Here is a 19802-nt window from a genome sequence, read left to right on the forward strand (position 1 = left end):
TGGATTCGTATCGGGAGCGAGGTCGTCGGGTGCGGCCCGGGCGCGGAAGCGAGGCATCATATGGCGGGGCAAGATCCGAGCGCCTCCGACGGGGGGTCATCGCCAGTGGCGGTGACTGCGGCACAAGCTGCTCCGTTGACAATCAATCGTGAGGAGCTCCTCCGCAACGGCAGCGATCTGAAGTTTCGTGAGCTCGTTCACGGCCTGATCGCTCTGAGTGCACGCCACCAGCAGGTCAGGGCTGGGCACGCGCGCGTGATCGGATTGAATCCTTCCACCTACACAGTGCTCGTAGCGGCCGCTCACCTCGGTCGGCGAAATGGCGAAATCCTCATCCGCGAGATCGCCGACCATCTCATGGTGACGCCGACCCACGTCTCGGTTGAGACCAACACGTTGGCCAAACGGGGACTCATGTGCAAAGAACGCAGCAAGGAAGATTCGCGGGTCGCTGCGATCACGATCACCGACGCTGGCTGGGAAGCCTTGGCACACCTGGCCCCTGTCCAGTCGCGAGTCAACGACGTCCAGTTCGCCGATCTCACCAGCGACGAGTTCGACCAGATCCACAGGCTGGTCAGGCTGCTGGTGCGAAACAGTGACAGAGCGATCGAAATCCAACGCCACCTCGTCGCCATGGGTGATGACGACACGGCGCCGGTCGACAAGCCCTGATTCCGAAGTGAGCGTCACGTCGACCGCCCGCGGTCTTCGTCGTCGGATTGCACCGTGGTGGTGTGCCGACTCCTCGCTGACCCGTCGCATCACAGCGACGGGCGGTCTGCGGCTATCCCATGGCCGCGTCGGGGATCGCTGCTTGCCTGATGTCCCTCCCTCGGCGGGCGCCGTGACCTTATGTGCTCGCTGGTAGAACCCCCGCGGGAATAGTTTCTGTCGATGTGCGGGCGCGGTGGGTACCGGTGAATGCTGATGCTGCATTCGGAGGCCGGCAGTTGTATCTGCTTTCGCGCCGCGCGGACTCGCGATATCCACGCTGGTGAGCCTCGGCTCGGGCTGTCAACTCAAAGTTTGCTCAAACATCGCGTGTGGCTTGTTACCTGGAAGTTATGGTCCAGTTTCAAATAACTCAATGTATTGACGAAGAAACTTAGGTAATCTACTGTGTGGTGGAGCACACGCGAAAGGTACGACCGGCACCGCCGACGTAGCGGCACAGGACCGCTCGACATCCCGACAGTGCGGGGCTCCAGCGGCGGAAGTGATCCGCCCACACCCACGGAAACCGTGTCGCAGAGCGGCAGGTTACGCGCCCTCCACGCGCTGCATTACGCGCCGGGTACCTGCAATTCGTCGTGGCTCTCACAATCGGTGGAAGGAAAACGAGTTCATGAATCTTTCGGGCAAGGTGGCCATCGTCACCGGAGGCGCCTCCGGCTTCGGCGCCGCCATCACCGCGGTCCTCGAGAAGCAGGGCGCGATGGTAGCGGTATTCGATCTCAAGGACGAGCCCGAGGGCTCTGGGCAAGGCTCCGGCGGGCTTCACTTCAAATGCGACGTCGTCGACAGCCGACAGGTCCAACAGGCAGTCGACAGGGTTGTGGAAGAACTGGGCCGCGTCGATATCTTGATCAACAATGCGGGATGGAGCTATCCCAACAAGCCAGCCGTCGAGAATTCAATCGACGAGATCGACAAGGTGCTGAATGTCAACATCAAGTCGGTGTTTCTCATGTCGCAGGCCGTCGTCCCTGTCATGAGGAAGCACGGCGGCGGCACCATCATCAACATCGGTTCGGCCACCGCTCTGCGGCCCATCCCAGGTCTGACCTGGTATGCCGCGACCAAGGCCGCGATCAACCTCGTGACCAAGACGATGGCGCTGGAACTGGCCGCCGATGGCATCCGTGTGAATTGCGTGGCCCCTGGCCTGGCAGCGACCGCCTTGTTCGAGGCATTCGTCGGCATGCCGGACACCGAAGACGTCGAAGCTCAGTTCGCCGCTATGAACCCGACGCGCCGGCTGACGGACCCGATCGACGTCGCCAACGCCTGCGCGCATCTGGCTTCCGACGACTTGGCCTACATCAACGGCGTGATCCTGCCTGTCGACGGAGGGGCCTCGGCATGACGACCAACAACCCGAAAGGTGACGCGATGCCCAGCCCTGTGGGTTGCCCGTACCAGCGAAAGACCGCACCGGCAGACCTTGTTCAGAGCACGTCGACCTCCGACGTTGCCCCGGTACCCACTGTCGACATCGACCCGTACGCGGAAGAGTTCTTCCGCGACCCCTATCCGTGGCACGAACAGATGCGCGAGGCGGGCCCAGTTTTCACGATCGATCGCTGGAACCTGTTCGGAGTAGCTCGTCATGCCGACGTGCGAGCGGTACTCGCCGACCCGGACTCGTTCTGTTCCGGCGACGGCGTCGGCCCCACCAACTATTCGAAAGACGGCCCGCCGCGCCCACCGATCATGGTGCTCGAGGACGACGGAGACGAGCACTCGCGGCTGCGCGCGATTTACAATCGGGTGCTATCCCGCAGATCCGTAGCCGCCTTGCGCGAACATTTCACGGACGTGGCCGAGAAAATGGTCGACCAAGTATTGGAGATGCGTTCCTTCGACGCCGTCCCGGAACTCTCCGAAGCCTACCCGCTCTCGGTGTTTCCCGATGCGATCGGGCTCAAGAAGGAAGGTCGGGACCGACTCCTGCCTTTCGCCGACCTTGCGTTCAACACCCACGGCCCGGCCAACGACCGCCGCCGCGAGTCCATCGAGAAGATGCAGGAATACCTGCCGTTCCAGATCCAGTCGTGCCAGCGAGAGAACATCGCCGACGACTCGATCGGGGCCACCATCTTCGCCTACGCCGACGAGGGCAAGATCTCGCACGCAGACGCAGTAGCCCTGATGAGCCCGTTGTTCACCGCCGGCATGGACACGACCGTGAATACGCTCTCGGCTGCGCTCTACTGCCTGGCCGTCAACCCTGACCAGTGGCAACGGTTGCGCGAAGACCCGAGCCTGTCGAGGAGCGCCTTCGAGGAAGCTGTCCGCTACGAGACACCGATCCAGAGTTTCTGCCGCACGACGACCCGTCCCGTCGAAATCGGCGGCACTCCCATCGGAGCCGGGGAGAAGGTCATGATGTTTTTCGCCGCCGCCAATCGTGACCCGCGGCGATGGGAGCAACCGGATTCCTACGATCTCTCGCGCGATCTGTCCGGTCACGTCGGCTTCGGCGCCGGAGTCCACATGTGCGCCGGGCAGCTGATCGCCAAGCTCGAGGGCGAGATCCTCCTGGGTGCTTTCGCGCGAAAAGTCCGCTCCATCGAGATCACCGGACCGGTCACCCGCAGGTACAACAACGTCATGCGCGGCATCCGCAGTATGCCGATCACCATCCTGCCGAAGTGAGTGCCATGCTGAAAATCGTCTACATCCAGGCAGACGGCTCCTCGCACACCGTCGAATCCAACCCCGGCGAAAGTGTCATGAACGCCGCGGTGCGGGCAGGAATCGACGGGATAGTCGGCGAATGCGGCGGCAACGCGATGTGCGCCACTTGCCATGTCTACGTCGACGAAGCAAGTGCCGACGCCTTCCCGCCGCGCAGTGATGACGAAGACTTCCTGCTCGATGACGCCGCCAGTGAGCGCACCGACGCCAGCAGGCTCGGCTGCCAACTGATCGCGCGAGCAGACACCGACGAAGTCACCGTCTACGTCCCCGAAACCCAGTACTGACACCAAGAGCAACCGAGGTAGTGGTGAGAAATCAAAAACTCGACGGCCCCTTCGTCCTGTCCATCGCCGGTCGTACCCGCGCGAGCACAGAGACCGCACCGGTCGTGAACCCGGCAGATGGAACAGTGGTCGCCGACGCGCCCATCGCGTCTGCCGCCGACCTCTCCGACGCGCTAGCCGCGGCCACCGCCGCCTTTCCCGCATGGTCGGACAAGTCGATCAAGGAGCGTGGCGACTACCTGCGCACCTTCGCCCAGGCCGTATCCGACCATCTCGAGGAGTTGGCGACCTTGCTGACCCTGGAGCAGGGAAAGCCCCGGCACAGCCTGGCTGCCGAGGAAATGTACGGCGCGATCGAATTCCTCACCGGCACCGCAGACCTCGATCTTCCGGTGCAAGTGCTGCGCGACGGTCCCGAACTTCGAGTCGAAGCGCATCGAGTCCCACTCGGCGTCGTAGCGGCCATCACGCCATGGAACATGCCCGTCGTCCTCAGCATCGCGAAGCTGGCGCCCAACCTCCTCGCCGGGAACACGATCATCCTCAAGCCTGCACCGACAACGCCTCTCACTCTGCTGCGCATCGGGGAACTCGCGAACTCGATCTTCCCCCCCGGCGTCCTGAACGTCGTCTCCGGCGGCGATCTCGTCGGCCGGCGGTTGTCCGAGGACCCCGCGGTCAAGAAGATCACCTTCACCGGTTCGACCGCAGTGGGCAAACAGGTCCTGCGCGCTGCCGCAGACGGCATGAAACGCGTTGTCCTGGAACTCGGGGGAAACGACCCCGCGATCGTTCTCCCCGACGCCGACTGGCGCGCCATCGTTCCACGATTGTTCTGGGGGGCCTTCTACAATTCCGGACAGGTGTGTATCGCCACCAAACGGCTGTACGTGCACGAAGGTATCTACGACGAATTCTTGCGTGAGTTCGTCGAATTCGCTAAAACGATCACAGTCGGCGACGGTATGGACGGCGCCACCGACTTGGGTCCCGTGCAGAATCGCGAACAGTACGGCAGGGTAGCCGAACTCATCGCGGACTGCCGGGCCAACGGCTACGAATTCGCCTACGAAGGCATCACCGCAGGCGACGAAGCGGGATACTTCATCCCGGTGACCATCATCGACAACCCGCCCGAAGACAGCAGGATCGTCCAGGAAGAACAATTCGGACCTGTGCTGCCCATCCTGCGCTACTCCACTGTCGACGAAGCAGTGCAACGCGCGAATGCGACCACGATGGGTCTGGCGGCGTCGGTGTGGGGCCCAGACGCCCCGGCAGTTGCCAATCGCCTGAACGCGGGAACCGTGTGGATCAACGGTATCCACGTGTTCGGGCCGGACATCCCGCTGGGCGGACACCAGGAGTCCGGGTTCAGTGTCGAGCGCGGCGTGGCCGGCCTGGAAGCCTGCACGAACCTGAAGATCCTTACTCACGTTTCATCCGCCTAGCGCGCTCCGACACGGAGCCCGCTTGCTCCCTGCACACCAGCTGCCAGCAGAGCACGCTGGCAGCTGGATGTGCTCGGGGGACGGCCTCATCTGAAAGAAGTGATTATGGCGAACTCACACGAGAAGGTCGTCGTCATCGGTAGCGGACAAGCCGGAATCGAACTGGCGGTTGCGCTTCGGGCACGAGGGCACACCGGCTCGATCTCGATCATCGGTGACGACCCCGAGTTCCCCTACCAGCGCCCGCCGCTGTCCAAACACCTGCTCGAGTCCGCTACCGACACTCCGATGCCACTGCACGGTGGCCCGGTCTTCCGCGACAAGGACATCGACTTGCGTCTCGGCGCCGCGGCCACGGGGATCGACCGGGAGCGCAAGGCTGTCGGCCTCTCCAGCGGCGAACGAGTCCCCTATGACCACCTCGTACTTGCCACCGGCGCACGCAACCGTCTACCGAACCTGGCAGGTCTGCATCGGGATCGAGTGCTCGGGCTTCGCACGCTGGCAGACGCGAGAAGGCTGTTCAACGTCCTGGCCGATCTTCGCCACGTCGCGATCATCGGTGGCGGGTTCATCGGACTCGAACTGGCAGCTCTGCTTCGCGAGCGCGGTATCGCTGTCGATGTCGTGGAACGCGCGAGCCGGTTGATGTCGAGATCGTTGTCTGCCGCGGCATCGGATCACTTGCTGGAGTTTCACCGGGCCTTGGGAACTCGTATCCACCTCGACACCGAGATCAGCGGTCTGACCTATACATCACGGGGAACAAGTTTGCGGCTCAACGAGGCCGAGGTCTTACACGTGGATCAAGTGATCATGGCCGCCGGAGTACAACCGAATACGGAACTGGCTGATGAGGCCGGGCTGGCTGTGGGCAACGGTGTTCTCGTCGATGCAACGATGGCGACCGAGGATCCGGCGATCTCGGCGATCGGTGACTGTGCGGCACACCCGAACCCTTTCGCGGGTGAAACGATCATTCGGCTGGAGTCAGTGCAGAACGCGGCCGACCAGGCGCGGACCCTGGCTGCCCGACTGACGGGCAATCCGCACCCCTACAAAGCGGTGCCGTGGTTCTGGAGCAACCAGCGTGACCTCAAGCTGCAGATTGCGGGCTTGTGCCTCGGGCACGATGACACGGTGGTGCGTGGCGACAAAGCCAGCGGTCGATACTCGCTGTTCCTTTTTTCCGGGCACCGGCTGGCGGCAGTGGAGAGCTTCAACACGCCACGTGACCACATGGTGTCACGCAAACTGATCGAAGCCGGGGTTCCTGTCCCCAAAAAGCTCGTCGCCGACTCCGAATTCGATCTCACCGGACTCATGCCGTCACGGCGCTGACGGCTGTCTTGTACATCTCGATTCGGATCGCGATTGCCGACATCGCCCAGAATGGTCAGCTGGCTGCACCCGAGAAGATTGATCGTCTTCGGGGTCATCTGTGCCGGCTGCGTCACTCGTAGGCGCCCCGAGCCGTGCCGTGTTCCTACCTGTATTGCGGGTATGCACGATGTGCATATCGTCTATGGAGGGTTTTGCATGAAGATCAGCACTCCGCTCTACCTCGACTGCGATACTGGAGTGGATGACGCGCTTGCCCTGGCGTACCTGCTCAACGTGCCCGATCTGGATGTGGTGGGCATCGGTACTGTCGCTGGGAACACAACCCCCCAGCAGGGCGCCGCAAACACCACTGCTCTCCTGGGAATGGCTGGGAGGCCGGGCATCCCCGTGGCTGTCGGAGCACCGGAGCCCCTTGCCGGTTCCTACGGGGGTGGCGCCCCGCATGTCCACGGACACAACGGCGTCGGAGGGGTCGAACTACCGCCCGGTCACTTGCCGACAGCAGAGAGCGCAGCCGAGATGCTCGTGCGGCTGGCACACACGTATCCACAGACCCTTCACGTTCTGGCCACAGCGCCGTTGACCAATGTCGCACTGGCTTTGGAACTGGAGCCAGCCCTTCCGAGGTTGATCGCGAGCCTGACAGTCATGGGCGGAGCCGTCTGGGTGCCCGGCAACATCACCACAGCCGCAGAGGCGAACATCGCAAATGACCCGGAAGCGGCCCGGATCGTGCTACGCGCCGGGTTTCCAACACAACTCGTACCCCTCGATGTCACGCTGGATCACCACCTCGATGACAGCGACGCAGATCTTCTCACCGGCACTGGGGTACCCCTGCACGCTGCGTTGGGCCACATGCTGCGCCACTACATCGGCTTCTACGAGACTGTCACCACCCGCCGCCGTGCACCGCTGCACGACCCGCTGGCCGCGGCAATCGCCGTCGGTGAGGTCGCCGCGACACGGGTGCGAGAAGTCGAACTCGATGTCGTGCTGGACCCACACGAGCGCGGAAAGACCATCGCGATGGAAGCCGTCGGTAGCCCGATGATCGGTGTGGTGGTCGAAGCAGTTCCGCAGGCTGCGGCACTGATCCGCCAGCGCATCGTGTCCCCCAACCTCGCACCGTAGAGCTGGGACTGCGGTCGTGAAGCTGGCTTCGAAAACTGTCCTCGGCAGGCCAACATCGACCTCACCCACCACGTTCACGCCCTGCCGACTGCGGGTGAAGCCGTTCTGGCACCCGGCGAGCTGACCGGTTCCTTGGCACCTGTCGCCGAGGTCGTAGCATCCTTGCTTCCACGACATACTGTTCTCCCGGCGATCCTGGACAATCAGTATCTGCGCCATACCAGCAGCGGAACGACGATGATCTCTGTTGGCGCCGCGGGCGTGGCGCGCGCCGCACTCCTCGGAATCTCCGAGACCGAACCCGTCCTCATCCTCACCCGGATTGTGCGCCAGTCCGACCTCCCTACTACCTGAGCAAAGTCCCCATCAACCAGCACGAGACGCAGATCGCGGTGGCCCACAACACCCTGTAGCCCATGGATCGGGGAGCCAATCGGTTTACCCCGGAAGCGGACGTGGACGCACGGGCGAACTCGTACCGATCCGGTGGCCGCGACCGCGCAAGGTATGGATCTCAATGACCTGCCCTGTGCGCGACGCGGAATACTGGTCACATTCAGTGGATCTCGAACAGCTGTAGAAGTTCGGCCGCCACACTCAACGCGATTGTCGCCGGTTCTTTGCCGACTATCTCGGGTACCCCGATCGGAGTGCGTATCCGGTCGATCGTGGCGGTGTCGTGTCCACCCTCGGTACTGAGGCGCCGACGGAAACGCGCCCATTTGGCTGCTGAACCGATCAGTCCGATCGACCCTGTGTGCGACTCACGCAATGCCGCATCACACAAAGCAGCATCCTCTGCGTGGTCGTGAGTCATCACCACGATGTGGGTACCGGTCGGGAGCTCGCTGAGCACAGACTCCGGCAGAAGCGGTGTGTGATGGACGTGGACTCGCGCGACCGAATCGGCGAGAACACCGAGTCGCTGTTCTGTCAGCAACTCCGCGCGGCTATCGACCAGGTGCAGCTCGATGTCGTGGCGAGCGAGGATCCGCGCCAGTTCGAGCCCGACATGCCCTGCTCCGAATATCGCCACCGCCGGTACCACAGGTAGTGGTTCCAGCAGCACCGTGATCGACCCACCGCAGCACTGCACACCATGGCGGTGGTCGGCTCGCTCGCTCAGTACCGAATCCATCAGTTCCACCGAGGTGCCAGAGGCCTCGATCATTTCGCGGGCACGGTCGATCACCGAGGCCTCGAGATTGCCACCGCCGATCGTGCCCCAGGTCCGCGCTGTGCTAACCACAAGCTTGGCACCCGGGCCACGGGGTGCGTGCCCCCGGACAACGATGACCGTGGCGAGCACACCCGGCTCGCGCCGCGTGCGCAGCCCAGTGACAGCCGACAGCCACATCGCATCAGACATCGCTGAACGTTTCTTGGATCGAGATCTGATGGAGTTGTGTCGCTTCGTCCTCGGACGAACAGGACTGCCGAGCGCGCTCTATTGCCCAGAAGACCGCTTCCGGTGTCGCCGGAGACGCGAGCTCGACGCTGACTCCGGCGGCCCCGAACGCCGCGACACACTCGCGCAGGGCTTCACGAACGGAAAAGGCAAGCATCAACGGCGGCTCGCCGACTGCTTTCGAACCGTAGACGACCCCTGTCTCGGTCGCATGCTGCAGAAGCTCGACCCGGAAGGTCTCGGGCATTTCCGAGAAGCTCGGCAATTTGTAGGTACTGGCTGACTGCGTGAGCAGGCGCCCGGTACCGCCACTGGTGTCCCATCGCAGCTCCTCCAACGTCAGCCATCCGGCACCCTGAACGAAACCGCCCTCGATCTGGCCGATGTCGATCATCGGGGACAAGCTGTCGCCGACATCGTGCACGATATCGACCCTGAGGATGCGGTAGCCGCCGGTGAACCCGTCGACTTCGACCTCAGCCGCGGCCGCACCGTAGGAGAAGTACTTGAACGGTGCGCCCTGCATGGCCGATGAATCCCAGTGCAGCCCTTCAGTGCGGTAGAACCCTGTGGCCGAAAGCTGAACGCGCTGAAGGTAGGCCGTTCGCACCAGCTCGTCCCAGGCAATGAACTCGTCAGGGGCGCCGAGTCTATGGGCGGCGCCGTTGGTGATGAGGATGTCGGCGGAGCTGGCGCCCAGGACTGTTCCTGCGACCCGACAGAGCCTGTCTCGCAGCTGATCACAGGCGTTCTTGACCGCGCCGCCGTTGAGATCGGCACCTGAGCTGGCCGCGGTGGCGGAGGTGTTGGGTACCTTGTCGGTCCGTGTGGGAGCCAGGCGAACCTTGCTCATCGGGATCCCGAGTGTCGTGGCAGCGATCTGCAGCATCTTGGTGTGCAGACCCTGGCCCATTTCGGTGCCGCCGTGGTTGATCAGCACCGAGCCGTCCTTGTAGACGAGAACCAACGCGCCTGCTTGATTGAATGCTGTCAGGTTGAACGAGATGCCGAATTTGAGCGGTGTCACCGCGAGCGCTCGTTTGCTGTGCTGGTGTGTCGCGTTGAAGTCGGCGATCGCTCGCTGCCGGGTAGCGATGTCCGCGTTTGCCTGGACTTGCTGCCAGACCGCAGTGATGCGTTGCGGGTCGCGCACGCGCTGTCCGTAGGGTGTGGCCTTCCCTTCGGTATAGAAGTTGCGTCGGCGGAGCTCCATGGCTTCCATGCCGAGCAGGGGCGCGCAACGGCCGAGAATATCTTCGATGACGAGCATTCCCTGTGGCCCACCGAAACCCCGAAAGGCTGTGTTGGATACCTTGTGGGTCTTGACGATCCGGCCATTGAGCCTGGCATTGGGAATCCAGTAGGTGTTGTCGATATGGCACAACGCGCGGGCAAGGACGGGTTCGGAGAGGTCCAAGCTCCAACCACCGTCCGCGGTCAAGGCCGCGTCGAGTGCTTGAATGCGGCCCTCGGCGTCGAAACCGATCTGCCACCGGGCGTGGAAGCCGTGTCGCTTGCCCGACATGGTGAAGTCCTGGGACCGGTTGAGCCGTACGCTGACCGGGCGCCCCGTCAGTATCGCTCCCAGCGCGGCGATCGCCGCGAACCCATGAGGCTGCATCTCCTTTCCGCCGAATCCGCCGCCCATGCGCAGGCATTGCACGGTGACCTGATGGCTGTGCAAACCCAGCACATGCGCCACAATCTCCTGTGTTTCGGAGGGGTGCTGGGTGCTGCTCTGCACGAAGATCTGCCCTGCCTCGTCCACATGCGCCAGCGCCGCATGTGTTTCGAGGTAGAAATGTTCCTGGCCGGCGAACTCGAACTCGCCGGCGAAGACATGCGCGGAGTCGGCGAAACCTGCTTCGACGTCACCACTGCTCACCTGCGGTTGTGCGCCCTGGAAACTATCCGCCGCGCATGCATCGGCGATCGTGAGAAACGCCGGCAGCAGGTCGAGCTCGAGGTCGATCGCTGCCGCTCCCGAGCGCGCGGCCTCGATGGTCTCACCCAGAACCCAACAGACAGCGTGGCCATTGAACATCACCTCGGAAGGGAACAGCGGTTCGTCTCGTTTGACGCCGGCATCGTTCACCCCCGGCACGTCGGCTGCGGTGAGTACCCGAACGACGCCGGGAACGGCCATCGCCGTGTCGGTGTTCACCGCGTTGATGCGGGCATGGGCAACGGAGGCTTGGACCGGATATGCGTGCAGAACGTCCTTGGTGCGGTACACCAGGTCATCGGTGTACAAGGCGGCGCCGGTGACATGCAGTATCGCGCTCTCGTGCGGGATCGCCATGCCCACTGCCGCGTCGTCCGGCCGGTGCGACAGTTCGCTCACGATGCAGTCACCTCCGTCTTCTGCGCGAAGAGCTTCAACAGACTGTTGCCGAGCATCGCGGAGCGATAGCGCGCGCTGGCACGGTGGTCGTCGATCGGTGTGCCCTCGATCCGCAATTGCCGAGAGGCTTCCTCGACAGTGCGGATCGACCAGGGGCGTCCCTGCAGGACGCTCTCGGTGCGATAGGCGCGGACAGGAGTCGCGGCGACACCACCCACGCCGATTCGCGCTGCACGGATGACCCCGTCGGCGATGTCGAGGCTGTAGGCCACAGCGACACTGGAGATGTCGTCGAAACGTCGCTTCGCGATCTTGTGGAACGCCACAGTGTTTGCCAACGGCAGGGGGATTCGGATGCAACGGATCAACTCGTCCGCGTGGCGTACGCTTCGTCGGTATCCGGTGAAGTAGTCGGCCAACGCGATCTCGCGTTCCCCAGCCGATCCGACGAGCACGATGGTCGCTTGCAAAGCCAGCAGTGCGGGCGCGCAGTCGCCGATCGGCGAGCCGGTTCCGAGGTTTCCGCCGAGAGTTGCGCTGTTGCGGATCAGGGGAGAGGCGAACTGGGGGAACAACTGCGAAAGCAGTGGTATGCGGCCATCGAGCTGACGGTCGATCTCGGTCAGGGTCAGGGCTGCTCCGAGTTCGATACAGTCGGAAGCGATCTCGAGGTTACGCAACTCGGGCAATCGGCCGATGGCGATGGTGTACTCGGCTCGTTTCGCACCCAGATTCACCGCGATGCCCCAATCGGTGCAACCGGCGACCACCGCGGCGTCCGGGTGTGCGCGCACCAGCTCCAGCGCCTGCGCCAGGGTAACGGGGCGAGCGAAAGTCCGGCCGCTTGCAATCAGATCGGTAGCAACGGGGCCAGGCGGCGCAGCCTCGCGGCGGCGGGCGAGGGGGTCTTCGGGTTCGGGGTGTCCGAGTGCGTAGGCGGCGTCGCGGATCGGTCGATACCCGGTGCAACGGCAGAGATTTCCACTCAGCGCGTGCAGATCGAAACCATTCGGACCGTGCTCGGAAGAATTCGTTGCTTCTTCGCCGACGCGGTCAGGACGGTAGTACTCGGCTGCCATGCTGCAGATGAATCCGGGTGTGCAGTACCCGCATTGGGATCCGCCCCGGGTAGCCATTTCGCGTTGAACCGGATGGAGCAGGGCAGATGAGCCGAGCCCCTCAGCCGTGATGACTTCCTGTCCGTCGAGCGCGGCCGCAGGCATCAGGCAAGCGTTGATCGCCACCCAGTCGGTTTCCGTCGTGACGCCCGGTCTTGCCACCAAGATCGAGCATGCGCCGCACTCGCCTTCGGCGCAGCCCTCCTTGGCCCCGGTGAGCCCACGTCCGCGCAGGAAGTCGAGCACGTTGACATGAGGAGAACTGAGCGAGAGCGGGAGCGTCTCGCCGTTGACGATCACCACCGGCTCTGCCATGCCGTCACCTCCCCTCGGCCTACGCGGTAGGAGCAACGGGAGGCTGCCCGTGGGCGCGCGAACCAATCCACTGCCGGACTGCCCTCGCTGCGGTGAGGTTGCCGACGAGGAGCAGAGCTCTCTGGCCGGTCTCGTTCGGCGGTGGTCCCGCCATGCGATGGCTTCGGCATCGTTCTCCGATCTGTTGTTCCCGCACCACTGTGTCGGGCACTAGTCATCATATGACTAGTGGCTTGTCTTGGGTGTCTAAGCGTTCACAATGCCGAAACATCGTCGGAATGCCGCAGATATTCGACGCGGTCACGATATCATCGTATCAATGTTGATCAGACATTAGATGTCTTACCGAGGGTCGTTTCTGTGACAGATCAACGAACGCCTCGGTGGACAGAACTGAACCAGACAGTCGAAGCGAGCACCCCGCTCGAGCCCGCACACCCAAGGATGAACAGATGACTGCTTCCAGTCCCGTCTCGCGCACCCGGCGCGATTTTCTGCGAGCCGCTGCGGGCGCGGCGGCGATTGTCGGCGGAGCGAGTGTGCTTGCCGCGTGTTCCGGTGCCGACAGCGCGTCTTCTGCGACCGGGGCATTCGGCCCGATTGCGGTCCAACTGTCCTGGATCAAGAACTTCGAGTTCTGGGGCGAATACATGGCCATCGAACGCGGCTACTTCGCAGAAGCAGGATTCGGCTCGGTCGATCTACTCGCGGGCGGCACGTCCACGACCGCGGAGTCGATCGTACTGGCGGGCAAAGCCCTCATAGGTCTGTCGTCGGCCCCGCTGACCGCGGCGACGATCGTCAACTCCGGCGCCCCATTGAAAATTATCGGCTCGACCTATCAGAAGAACCCCTTCGCGATCGGCTCCCTGGCGGACCGGACACCGATCCGCACTCCACGCGACATGATCGGGCGTCGTATCGGCGTCCAGGCCGGCGGCAACCAGACCCTGTTCAGCGGCCTGCTCGCGGCCAACCACATCGAACCCGCACAAGTAGAGGTTGTCGGTGTCGGCTACGACGAATCGGTCCTCACCACAGGCAAGGTCGACGGTGTCATGACCTATGTCAACGCCTCGATCGGACTCGAACAGCGCGGATACCAGCCGGTCGTCATGGGTTTCGCCGACAACGGTCTGCCATTCGTCGCCGAGACCCTCACCGTTCGTCAAGACACGATCGAACGCAAACGCGACCTGCTCCTGGCGTATCTGCACGCCGACATCCGGGGATGGATCGATGCGATCAACGATCCGGCGACAGCCTGCGCCCACGAAGTCGCCATCTACGGAAAGGAAACCTCGCCAGACTTCGCCGAGGAATACGCCAAGGGCATCATCCAGAACAGCCAGCTGATCGTCAGCGCCGACACCAACCAGTTCGGTCTGTTCACCATGACCGACGCTCTCATCCACGACAACATCACCTCGCTTCGGACAATCGGCTACGACATCGCCGCAGACGATCTCTTCGACATGTCACTGCTGCGCGAGGTCTATCAGCGACATCCAGAACTGAAGGTAACGCTGTCCCCACCCACCGCGACCGCGCCGGCGACGACGCCGGCGGCAGCCCCAACGACATCCAAAGGTGGTTCGTAGCTGATGACGAGGACAAACAAGCCCCAGGGCATCGCGGTCCACAATGTGACCAAGGAGTTCCAACTGGGGCGTCAGCGAATGCTGGCCCTCGACGACGTCGAACTGGTGACCGAGCCGAACTCGTTTTTGTCGGTTCTCGGGCCCTCGGGCTGTGGGAAGTCGACTCTTCTGCGGATTCTGGCGGGGTTGGAGCGCCCGACCAACGGCTGGGTGACCATGAACGGGAAGACACCCCAACAGATTCAGCAAACGCACGAACTCGGCATAGCGTTCCAGGATTCGGCGCTGCTGCCATGGCGGACCGTGGAGCGGAACATTCGCCTACCCCTGGAAATCGCAGGCATCACACCCGACCCTGCACTCATAGCAGAGCTTATCGATCTGGTCGGGCTCACAGGCTTCCAGAACGCTCGACCCGCCCAGCTCTCGGGCGGCATGCGCCAACGCGTGGCGATCGCCCGCTGCCTGGTCGTGGAACCGACGGTGATGCTTCTCGACGAGCCGTTCGGTGCGCTCGACGACATGACCAGGCAGCGGTTGAACATCGAACTCCTGCGCATCTGGACCGAACGCCCCGCAACAACGCTCATGGTCACCCACGGAGTCGGCGAGGCTGTATTCCTCTCCGACGCGGTCGCGGTGATGCAGCGCCGCCCGGGGCGGATCATCACCGTCGTTCCGATCGACCTGCCCCGCCCTCGTACTCCAGACCTGATGCGAACGCCGGAATTCCACGCATACACCGACTTGCTGTCCGAACTCCTCTTCGACGAGGCAGCTTCGAAGGCAGGAGCAGTCCAATGACCTCACGAATCCGCAAGAACCGCCCGGGCTGGCTCGCGGTATGGGAGGAACAACCGTCGTGGCTGCACACGCTGGCAGGAGCGGTGATCTTGTTGGGCTTGTGGTGGCTGGCCTCGGCAGCCAACCTCGGCCAGGGAACTGTCCCGGCACCTGATAGCGTGCTGGCGCGACTGCTGCGCGATCTCGGTGACCCGGCCTACTGGACCGGGATCGGGGTGACGGTGGCTGAGGCGGCCCAGGGATTCTTCTGGGGCAACCTCCTTGCTCTGGCTCTCACAGCGGCAGTTTTCCTGGCACCGTGGCTCGAAGGACTGGTAACCCAAGTCGGCGTGATCGTCGCCTGTATTCCGCTGACCGCTGTCGCGCCGCTCATAGTGCTCATGTCGGCCACTTCGAGTCGGGTGGTCGCCGTCGTGCTGGCGGCCATGCTGGTGTTCTTCACCACCATCGTCTCCGCGCTGGTAGGTCTGCGTGCCGTGGACACCACGACACTGGACCTCGTCGCTGCCTACGGGGGCGGGCGATGGATGACACTGCGGAAAGTTCGTGCAGTCGCGGCAGTTCCCAATATCCTGAACGCGTTCAAACTTGCTGTGCCCGCAGCGTTTCTGGGCGCCCTACTGGGAGAGTTCTTCCTCAGCGGGGTCGACACAGGGCTAGGGCTGATGCTGATGGCGGCGCAGATCCGGGCCACCCCCGAGCCTATGTGGTCACTCGCACTGCTCAGTGCCGCGGTGGCCGGCGTCGGCTATGTCATAGCCAGTCTCGTTCAGCGCACCGCAACGCCATGGGCCACCCCAGCGAAGGAAAGCGTGCGATGATCACGATCCGCCACCTGCTGCGTTCGCTGATCTCGCTGGTCGCGTCCACTCTCATCCTTCTCGCTGTTTGGCATCTGCTGATCACGGCACTCGAGGTCAGCCCATACATCGCCAAGGGGCCGTCGGACGTCTGGCACTACCTGTTCACCGACACCAAGTACGGAAGCGCAGCCGACCGCCGCGCAACGATGTCGAACTTGCTTGCCGTGACAGTCGGCGATGCGGGAATCGGATTCGTCGCCGGCGTCACCGCTTCAATCCTGCTAGCGGTAACCTTCCAGCTGCTGCCAGCGGCAGAGGCCATGTTCCTCCCGATGGCGATGCTCCTGCGAACGGTGCCACTGGTGGGTTTTGCGCCAGTCATCTTCACAATCTTGGGAAGTGGGACCCCAGCGGTGGGGCTGATAGGGCTGATTTTGGTCTTCTTCCCGATCTTGATCAACCTCAGTCTCGGATTCCGTTCAGCCGCACCGAGTTCGTTTGATCTAGTTCGTGTGTACGGCGGATCTCGATGGACCGCACTGTGGATGGTTGCGTTCCCCAGCGCCTTACCCAATCTGTTCGCTGCAGTCAAAACTGCTGTGCCCGCCGCGGTGGTCGGCGCGATGCTGTACGAGTGGTTGTTCAGCCTCACCGGGCTAGGCGGGCAGATCAGCGTGGCCAATGCCAACAGCAGATACGACGAGACCTGGACTATCGCTGTGGTCGTCACCGCCGTCTCCCTCCTGGCATACCACGTCGTCGAATTCATCGAGGCTCCTGTCCTAGCTGCATGGGGTGCTTCCGGCGGGCAGGCTTCGCGCCCAGTCGGTCGCCGATGAGTCGATCCAGCAGCTCGCCGAACAAATGCCGCACCTCGGTAACCGATTCGACCTGAGGGTTGTGCCCTGCGACGTCGCGGACGGTGGCCGATATCCGGGGATAATGGTCACACCGATGTCGCCGTGCAGCCAGGCCTGAGCCGGGCGATGTGCCTGGGCCGGATGTAGGTGCGGTTTCGAGGCAAACGCTCTGAGCCGGTTCACAACCGGCAGGTGGCGTACTTCGTGTATCCAAAGCACCTTTTGCTTGACCTGCCGGGTTTCGGTCCATGATCATTTACGGTCGGAGCGACCCGATCCACCAGGCAGTGCCAGGAGCTGACAACAGATACGCCATACCGCCCGTGCAGTCGGTCTGTGCGTCGCCGCATTGGTGGTCACCGCGAACTCGGTGGTAACGGCCGAGGCGCCACCGGGCACAGCTCCGCGCTACGTCGCGCTGGGGAGTTCGTTTGCTGCTGGCCCCGGACTCGGACCGGTCGCCGACGTCGATTGCTTGCGCTCGGCGCTGAACTATCCGGCACAGTTGGCGGGAAAGCTCGGGTTCTCGTTGGTCGATGTGACCTGCTCGGGTGCGACAACCGCCGATGTCACCGACCGGGGGCAGCAGTTGCGCGGTGGCAAAACCTTGCCACGGCAGATGGAAGCGGTCACTGCGGACACCGAGTTGGTGAGCATCACTATCGGCGGCAATGATCTGGCGATGAGCGCGAACATGATCGCGCAGAGTTGCGGTCACGGCCTCGCGGGTGGAATTCCGATCGCCTCGCATCTCGCTGCGGCTGCCTGCGCCACCGTCGCTGGAACCTCACCGGAGCCGACCACGTCGGAATACACCCGGGTGCAAACCGCGATCACCGACGTTGTCCGTGCTGTTCAGCGCAAAGCGCCCCGTGCGACCGTCTTGCTGGTGACCTGCCTGTCCTCGACCGGGCCGCCACCACTTGTGACAACGTTCCAATGAACCGGGCAGACGCCGAGCGCGCCCGCCGTACCCACGACGCTCTTATCCTGGCTACCCGCGCGGCCGCCGCCGCGACCGGCATCGCTACTGCCCCTGACGCCGAATCCCACACCGCCTGCGCACCCCAGCCCTGGGTTCACGGTTTCCGGAGCCCACTGATCACCGGGTCCAGCGGTGCCACCGGCTCAGCCGAGCTCGGCAGCCCGGTCGCCGTCATCACCAGCTCCTACCACCCGAACCACACCGGCATGAGCGCCGTCGCTGCGGAGATCGCAGCTCGGTAAACAAGCACAAGCCACCAGGATCAAAAAGTGAGTGGTTGCTGCCAGAATGGGAGACCATTCGCTGGAGCGATCGACCAGTTACAGAACATCCCCAGGTAAAGCGTATCTTTTTCGTTCGCAGACGTGGTTGAAAAGAAAAGTAGAAGGTGAGCGGTAGCTCACCCTACAGTCATGATCACGAACGCTTCGCAGTGCGAGCCATCACATCGGAACGAGCAAAATGTGCCGACGCTTCCACGTCGAACGCTAGCTGTCACGTCGCGCGCTGCGGAAGAAGGAACCGTCACCAACGAGTTGTTCGGTCTCGTTGGTGGTACACAAAAGGGAGTCGACGATGACGATCGAGCTCGACAAGACACCGATGTTCACCCCACTTCGCGATGTGCGAGGCCTGACCAGTCAACTGGTCGAGCATTTCGCCGCGAATGTGGCAACCTGCCGAACCCTGCCGGGTGACGCGATCGCCGGCAACGTCACCTCTGTCACTCGGATGTGCCTCGAGATCGTGGGCGGTGTCATCGACGGTGCTGACGTCACCGACAAGCTGAACCGGCTCTCGATCGCCGCGGCAGGATGGGCACACGAAGGGGTACCGATCGATGCCATCCTGCGCGCCTTCCACGAAGGCCTGCGCCTGAGTATGGATCGGGTCTACACCCCGGACACCGCCCACGACCGTGACACTATGATCGACGGATTCCGGACCATCCTGAAGGTCTCGGATCTGATGTGCACCACAGTGACTAAGTCCTACCTGCGCGAACAGCGCGAAGTCGCCGGTCAACACCACAACGCGGTGCACACCCTCACCACCGCCTTGATGGCCGGGCGACCGACATCGACGATGGCGCGCGAATGCGGAATCCCCGTCGCAAACGAGTATTCGGTACTGGCACTGTCGATTCCGGCCCATCCAGACGAACACGATGCGCGTCTCAACGGCTCCGTCGTGGCGCGGCGTAAATTGCGTCGAGTGCAGGCCGCGCTGGCACACCACTGTGGCGAACAGGTGCTCGCGCTGCTCTCGGTCGACGGCGGAACTCTTCTCCTGCCGACCGAGTTGATGAACGATACTCAACTCGACGCACTCATCGCCGCACTCTCGCGCGCCGCCCACGTCGACATCATTGCCGCGCTGGTCTCGGCGGCGACCGCCGAGATCCCCGACGCTGCACGCCGGGCCCACGAATTGCTCGACATGGTGCAGCGGCTCGAGTGCGCGCCCAAGCTCTACCGGTTCGAAGAGCTCGCATTGGAATACCAGCTCACTCGCCCGGGCCCGGCCCGCAACCGGCTCGGTGAACTCCTCGCGCCCCTGGACAACCATCCCGAGCTGTATGAGACCCTGCGGATTCATATCTCCAACAACATGAACCGCCAACGCTCTGCTCGGTTGATGCACATCCACACCAATACCGTCGATTACCGGCTTCGCCGAGTCGCCGCACTCACCGGACTCGATCCCGCACAGTCCTCGGATATGTGGCAGCTGCGATCGGCGATGATCGCACGCAGCCATGAGGCGCCCACGTCGATCGCCCCGCACCGGGTGGATGCCGACGCCTCCCGGGACCTCGCGGCCCGCTCCGCGTGATCGACAGCCTCTTCATTTGCCTATCGGTAGCCATCTCGGTCTGATCCCGAGATGCTGCCGATCCGGGCGAAGGGAAGCGGCGTCGTCTT

The 19802-nt window shown here is 63.2% G+C and carries 17 protein-coding genes; 14 read left to right on the plus strand and 3 right to left on the minus strand.

Annotated features, from left to right (window positions below; all coding sequences use genetic code 11):
* Positions 1-135 precede the first annotated feature (135 nt).
* The 7 genes from ACWGCN_RS26090 to ACWGCN_RS26120 all read left to right on the plus strand — a co-directional run bounded on the left by ACWGCN_RS26090 (position 136) and on the right by ACWGCN_RS26120 (position 7639).
* Positions 136-675: a MarR family winged helix-turn-helix transcriptional regulator gene (locus ACWGCN_RS26090; protein ID WP_452457890.1), complete on the plus strand. Its 540-nt coding sequence runs from the start codon at positions 136-138 to the stop codon at positions 673-675.
* A gap of 673 nt (positions 676-1348) precedes the next feature.
* Positions 1349-2089 (plus strand): SDR family oxidoreductase, encoded by a 741-nt coding sequence (locus tag ACWGCN_RS26095; RefSeq protein ID WP_452457891.1) that lies wholly within the window; start codon positions 1349-1351, stop codon positions 2087-2089.
* Positions 2086-3381 (plus strand): cytochrome P450, encoded by a 1296-nt coding sequence (locus tag ACWGCN_RS26100; protein WP_452457892.1) that lies wholly within the window; start codon positions 2086-2088, stop codon positions 3379-3381. The genes ACWGCN_RS26095 and ACWGCN_RS26100 overlap by 4 nt, the downstream gene beginning before the upstream one ends.
* Before the next feature lie 5 nt (positions 3382-3386).
* Complete coding sequence (locus tag ACWGCN_RS26105) at positions 3387-3710, plus strand: 2Fe-2S iron-sulfur cluster-binding protein (RefSeq protein WP_452457931.1); 324 nt, start codon at positions 3387-3389, stop codon at positions 3708-3710.
* 23 nt (positions 3711-3733) lie between these two features.
* A complete protein-coding gene (locus ACWGCN_RS26110; protein WP_452457893.1) occupies positions 3734-5161 on the plus strand; it encodes an aldehyde dehydrogenase family protein in 1428 nt (475 codons plus the stop codon).
* Positions 5162-5266: 105 nt separating this feature from the next.
* Positions 5267-6502: an NAD(P)/FAD-dependent oxidoreductase gene (locus tag ACWGCN_RS26115; protein ID WP_452457894.1), complete on the plus strand. Its 1236-nt coding sequence runs from the start codon at positions 5267-5269 to the stop codon at positions 6500-6502.
* Positions 6503-6664: 162 nt separating this feature from the next.
* Positions 6665-7639 (plus strand): nucleoside hydrolase, encoded by a 975-nt coding sequence (locus ACWGCN_RS26120; RefSeq protein WP_452457895.1) that lies wholly within the window; start codon positions 6665-6667, stop codon positions 7637-7639.
* A 556-nt stretch (positions 7640-8195) separates the two neighbouring features.
* Here the strand turns inward: ACWGCN_RS26120 and xdhC are convergent.
* From xdhC to ACWGCN_RS26135, 3 genes are read right to left on the minus strand one after another with little or no spacing between them, the layout of a single operon-like run.
* Entirely contained in the window at positions 8196-9008 is an 813-nt protein-coding gene (gene xdhC, locus ACWGCN_RS26125) for a xanthine dehydrogenase accessory protein XdhC (RefSeq protein WP_452457896.1), read from the minus strand.
* A complete protein-coding gene (xdhB, locus tag ACWGCN_RS26130) occupies positions 9001-11391 on the minus strand; it encodes a xanthine dehydrogenase molybdopterin binding subunit (protein WP_452457897.1) in 2391 nt (796 codons plus the stop codon). The genes xdhC and xdhB overlap by 8 nt, the downstream gene beginning before the upstream one ends.
* Positions 11388-12824 carry a xanthine dehydrogenase small subunit gene (locus tag ACWGCN_RS26135; protein ID WP_452457898.1) on the minus strand — a complete coding sequence of 479 codons (1437 nt, stop codon included), beginning with the start codon at positions 12822-12824 and terminating at the stop codon, positions 11388-11390. Before ACWGCN_RS26135 ends, xdhB begins: the two co-directional genes overlap by 4 nt.
* A gap of 452 nt (positions 12825-13276) precedes the next feature.
* On the opposite strand from ACWGCN_RS26135, the gene ACWGCN_RS26140 reads away from it, so the two are divergent.
* The 7 genes from ACWGCN_RS26140 (at position 13277) to ACWGCN_RS26170 (ending at position 19713) form a co-directional block, all read left to right on the plus strand.
* The gene (locus tag ACWGCN_RS26140; RefSeq protein ID WP_452457899.1) at positions 13277-14425 is read left to right on the plus strand and encodes an ABC transporter substrate-binding protein; all 1149 of its coding nucleotides are present in this window, start codon (positions 13277-13279) and stop codon (positions 14423-14425) included.
* Positions 14426-14428: 3 nt separating this feature from the next.
* Positions 14429-15229 carry an ABC transporter ATP-binding protein gene (locus tag ACWGCN_RS26145; RefSeq protein ID WP_452457900.1) on the plus strand — a complete coding sequence of 267 codons (801 nt, stop codon included), beginning with the start codon at positions 14429-14431 and terminating at the stop codon, positions 15227-15229.
* Complete coding sequence (locus tag ACWGCN_RS26150; RefSeq protein WP_452457901.1) at positions 15226-16050, plus strand: ABC transporter permease; 825 nt, start codon at positions 15226-15228, stop codon at positions 16048-16050. Before ACWGCN_RS26145 ends, ACWGCN_RS26150 begins: the two co-directional genes overlap by 4 nt.
* Complete coding sequence (locus ACWGCN_RS26155; protein ID WP_452457902.1) at positions 16047-16871, plus strand: ABC transporter permease; 825 nt, start codon at positions 16047-16049, stop codon at positions 16869-16871. Before ACWGCN_RS26150 ends, ACWGCN_RS26155 begins: the two co-directional genes overlap by 4 nt.
* Positions 16872-17244: 373 nt before the next feature.
* Entirely contained in the window at positions 17245-17835 is a 591-nt protein-coding gene (locus ACWGCN_RS26160; RefSeq protein ID WP_452457932.1) for a GDSL-type esterase/lipase family protein, read from the plus strand.
* On the plus strand, positions 17832-18119 hold the full coding sequence (locus ACWGCN_RS26165; protein WP_452457903.1) for a hypothetical protein: 288 nt from the start codon (positions 17832-17834) through the stop codon (positions 18117-18119). Before ACWGCN_RS26160 ends, ACWGCN_RS26165 begins: the two co-directional genes overlap by 4 nt.
* 334 nt (positions 18120-18453) lie before the next feature.
* Positions 18454-19713: a PucR family transcriptional regulator gene (locus ACWGCN_RS26170; protein WP_452457904.1), complete on the plus strand. Its 1260-nt coding sequence runs from the start codon at positions 18454-18456 to the stop codon at positions 19711-19713.
* Positions 19714-19802: the final 89 nt, after the last annotated feature.

Source organism: Nocardia sp. NPDC055050, from assembly GCF_053608345.1.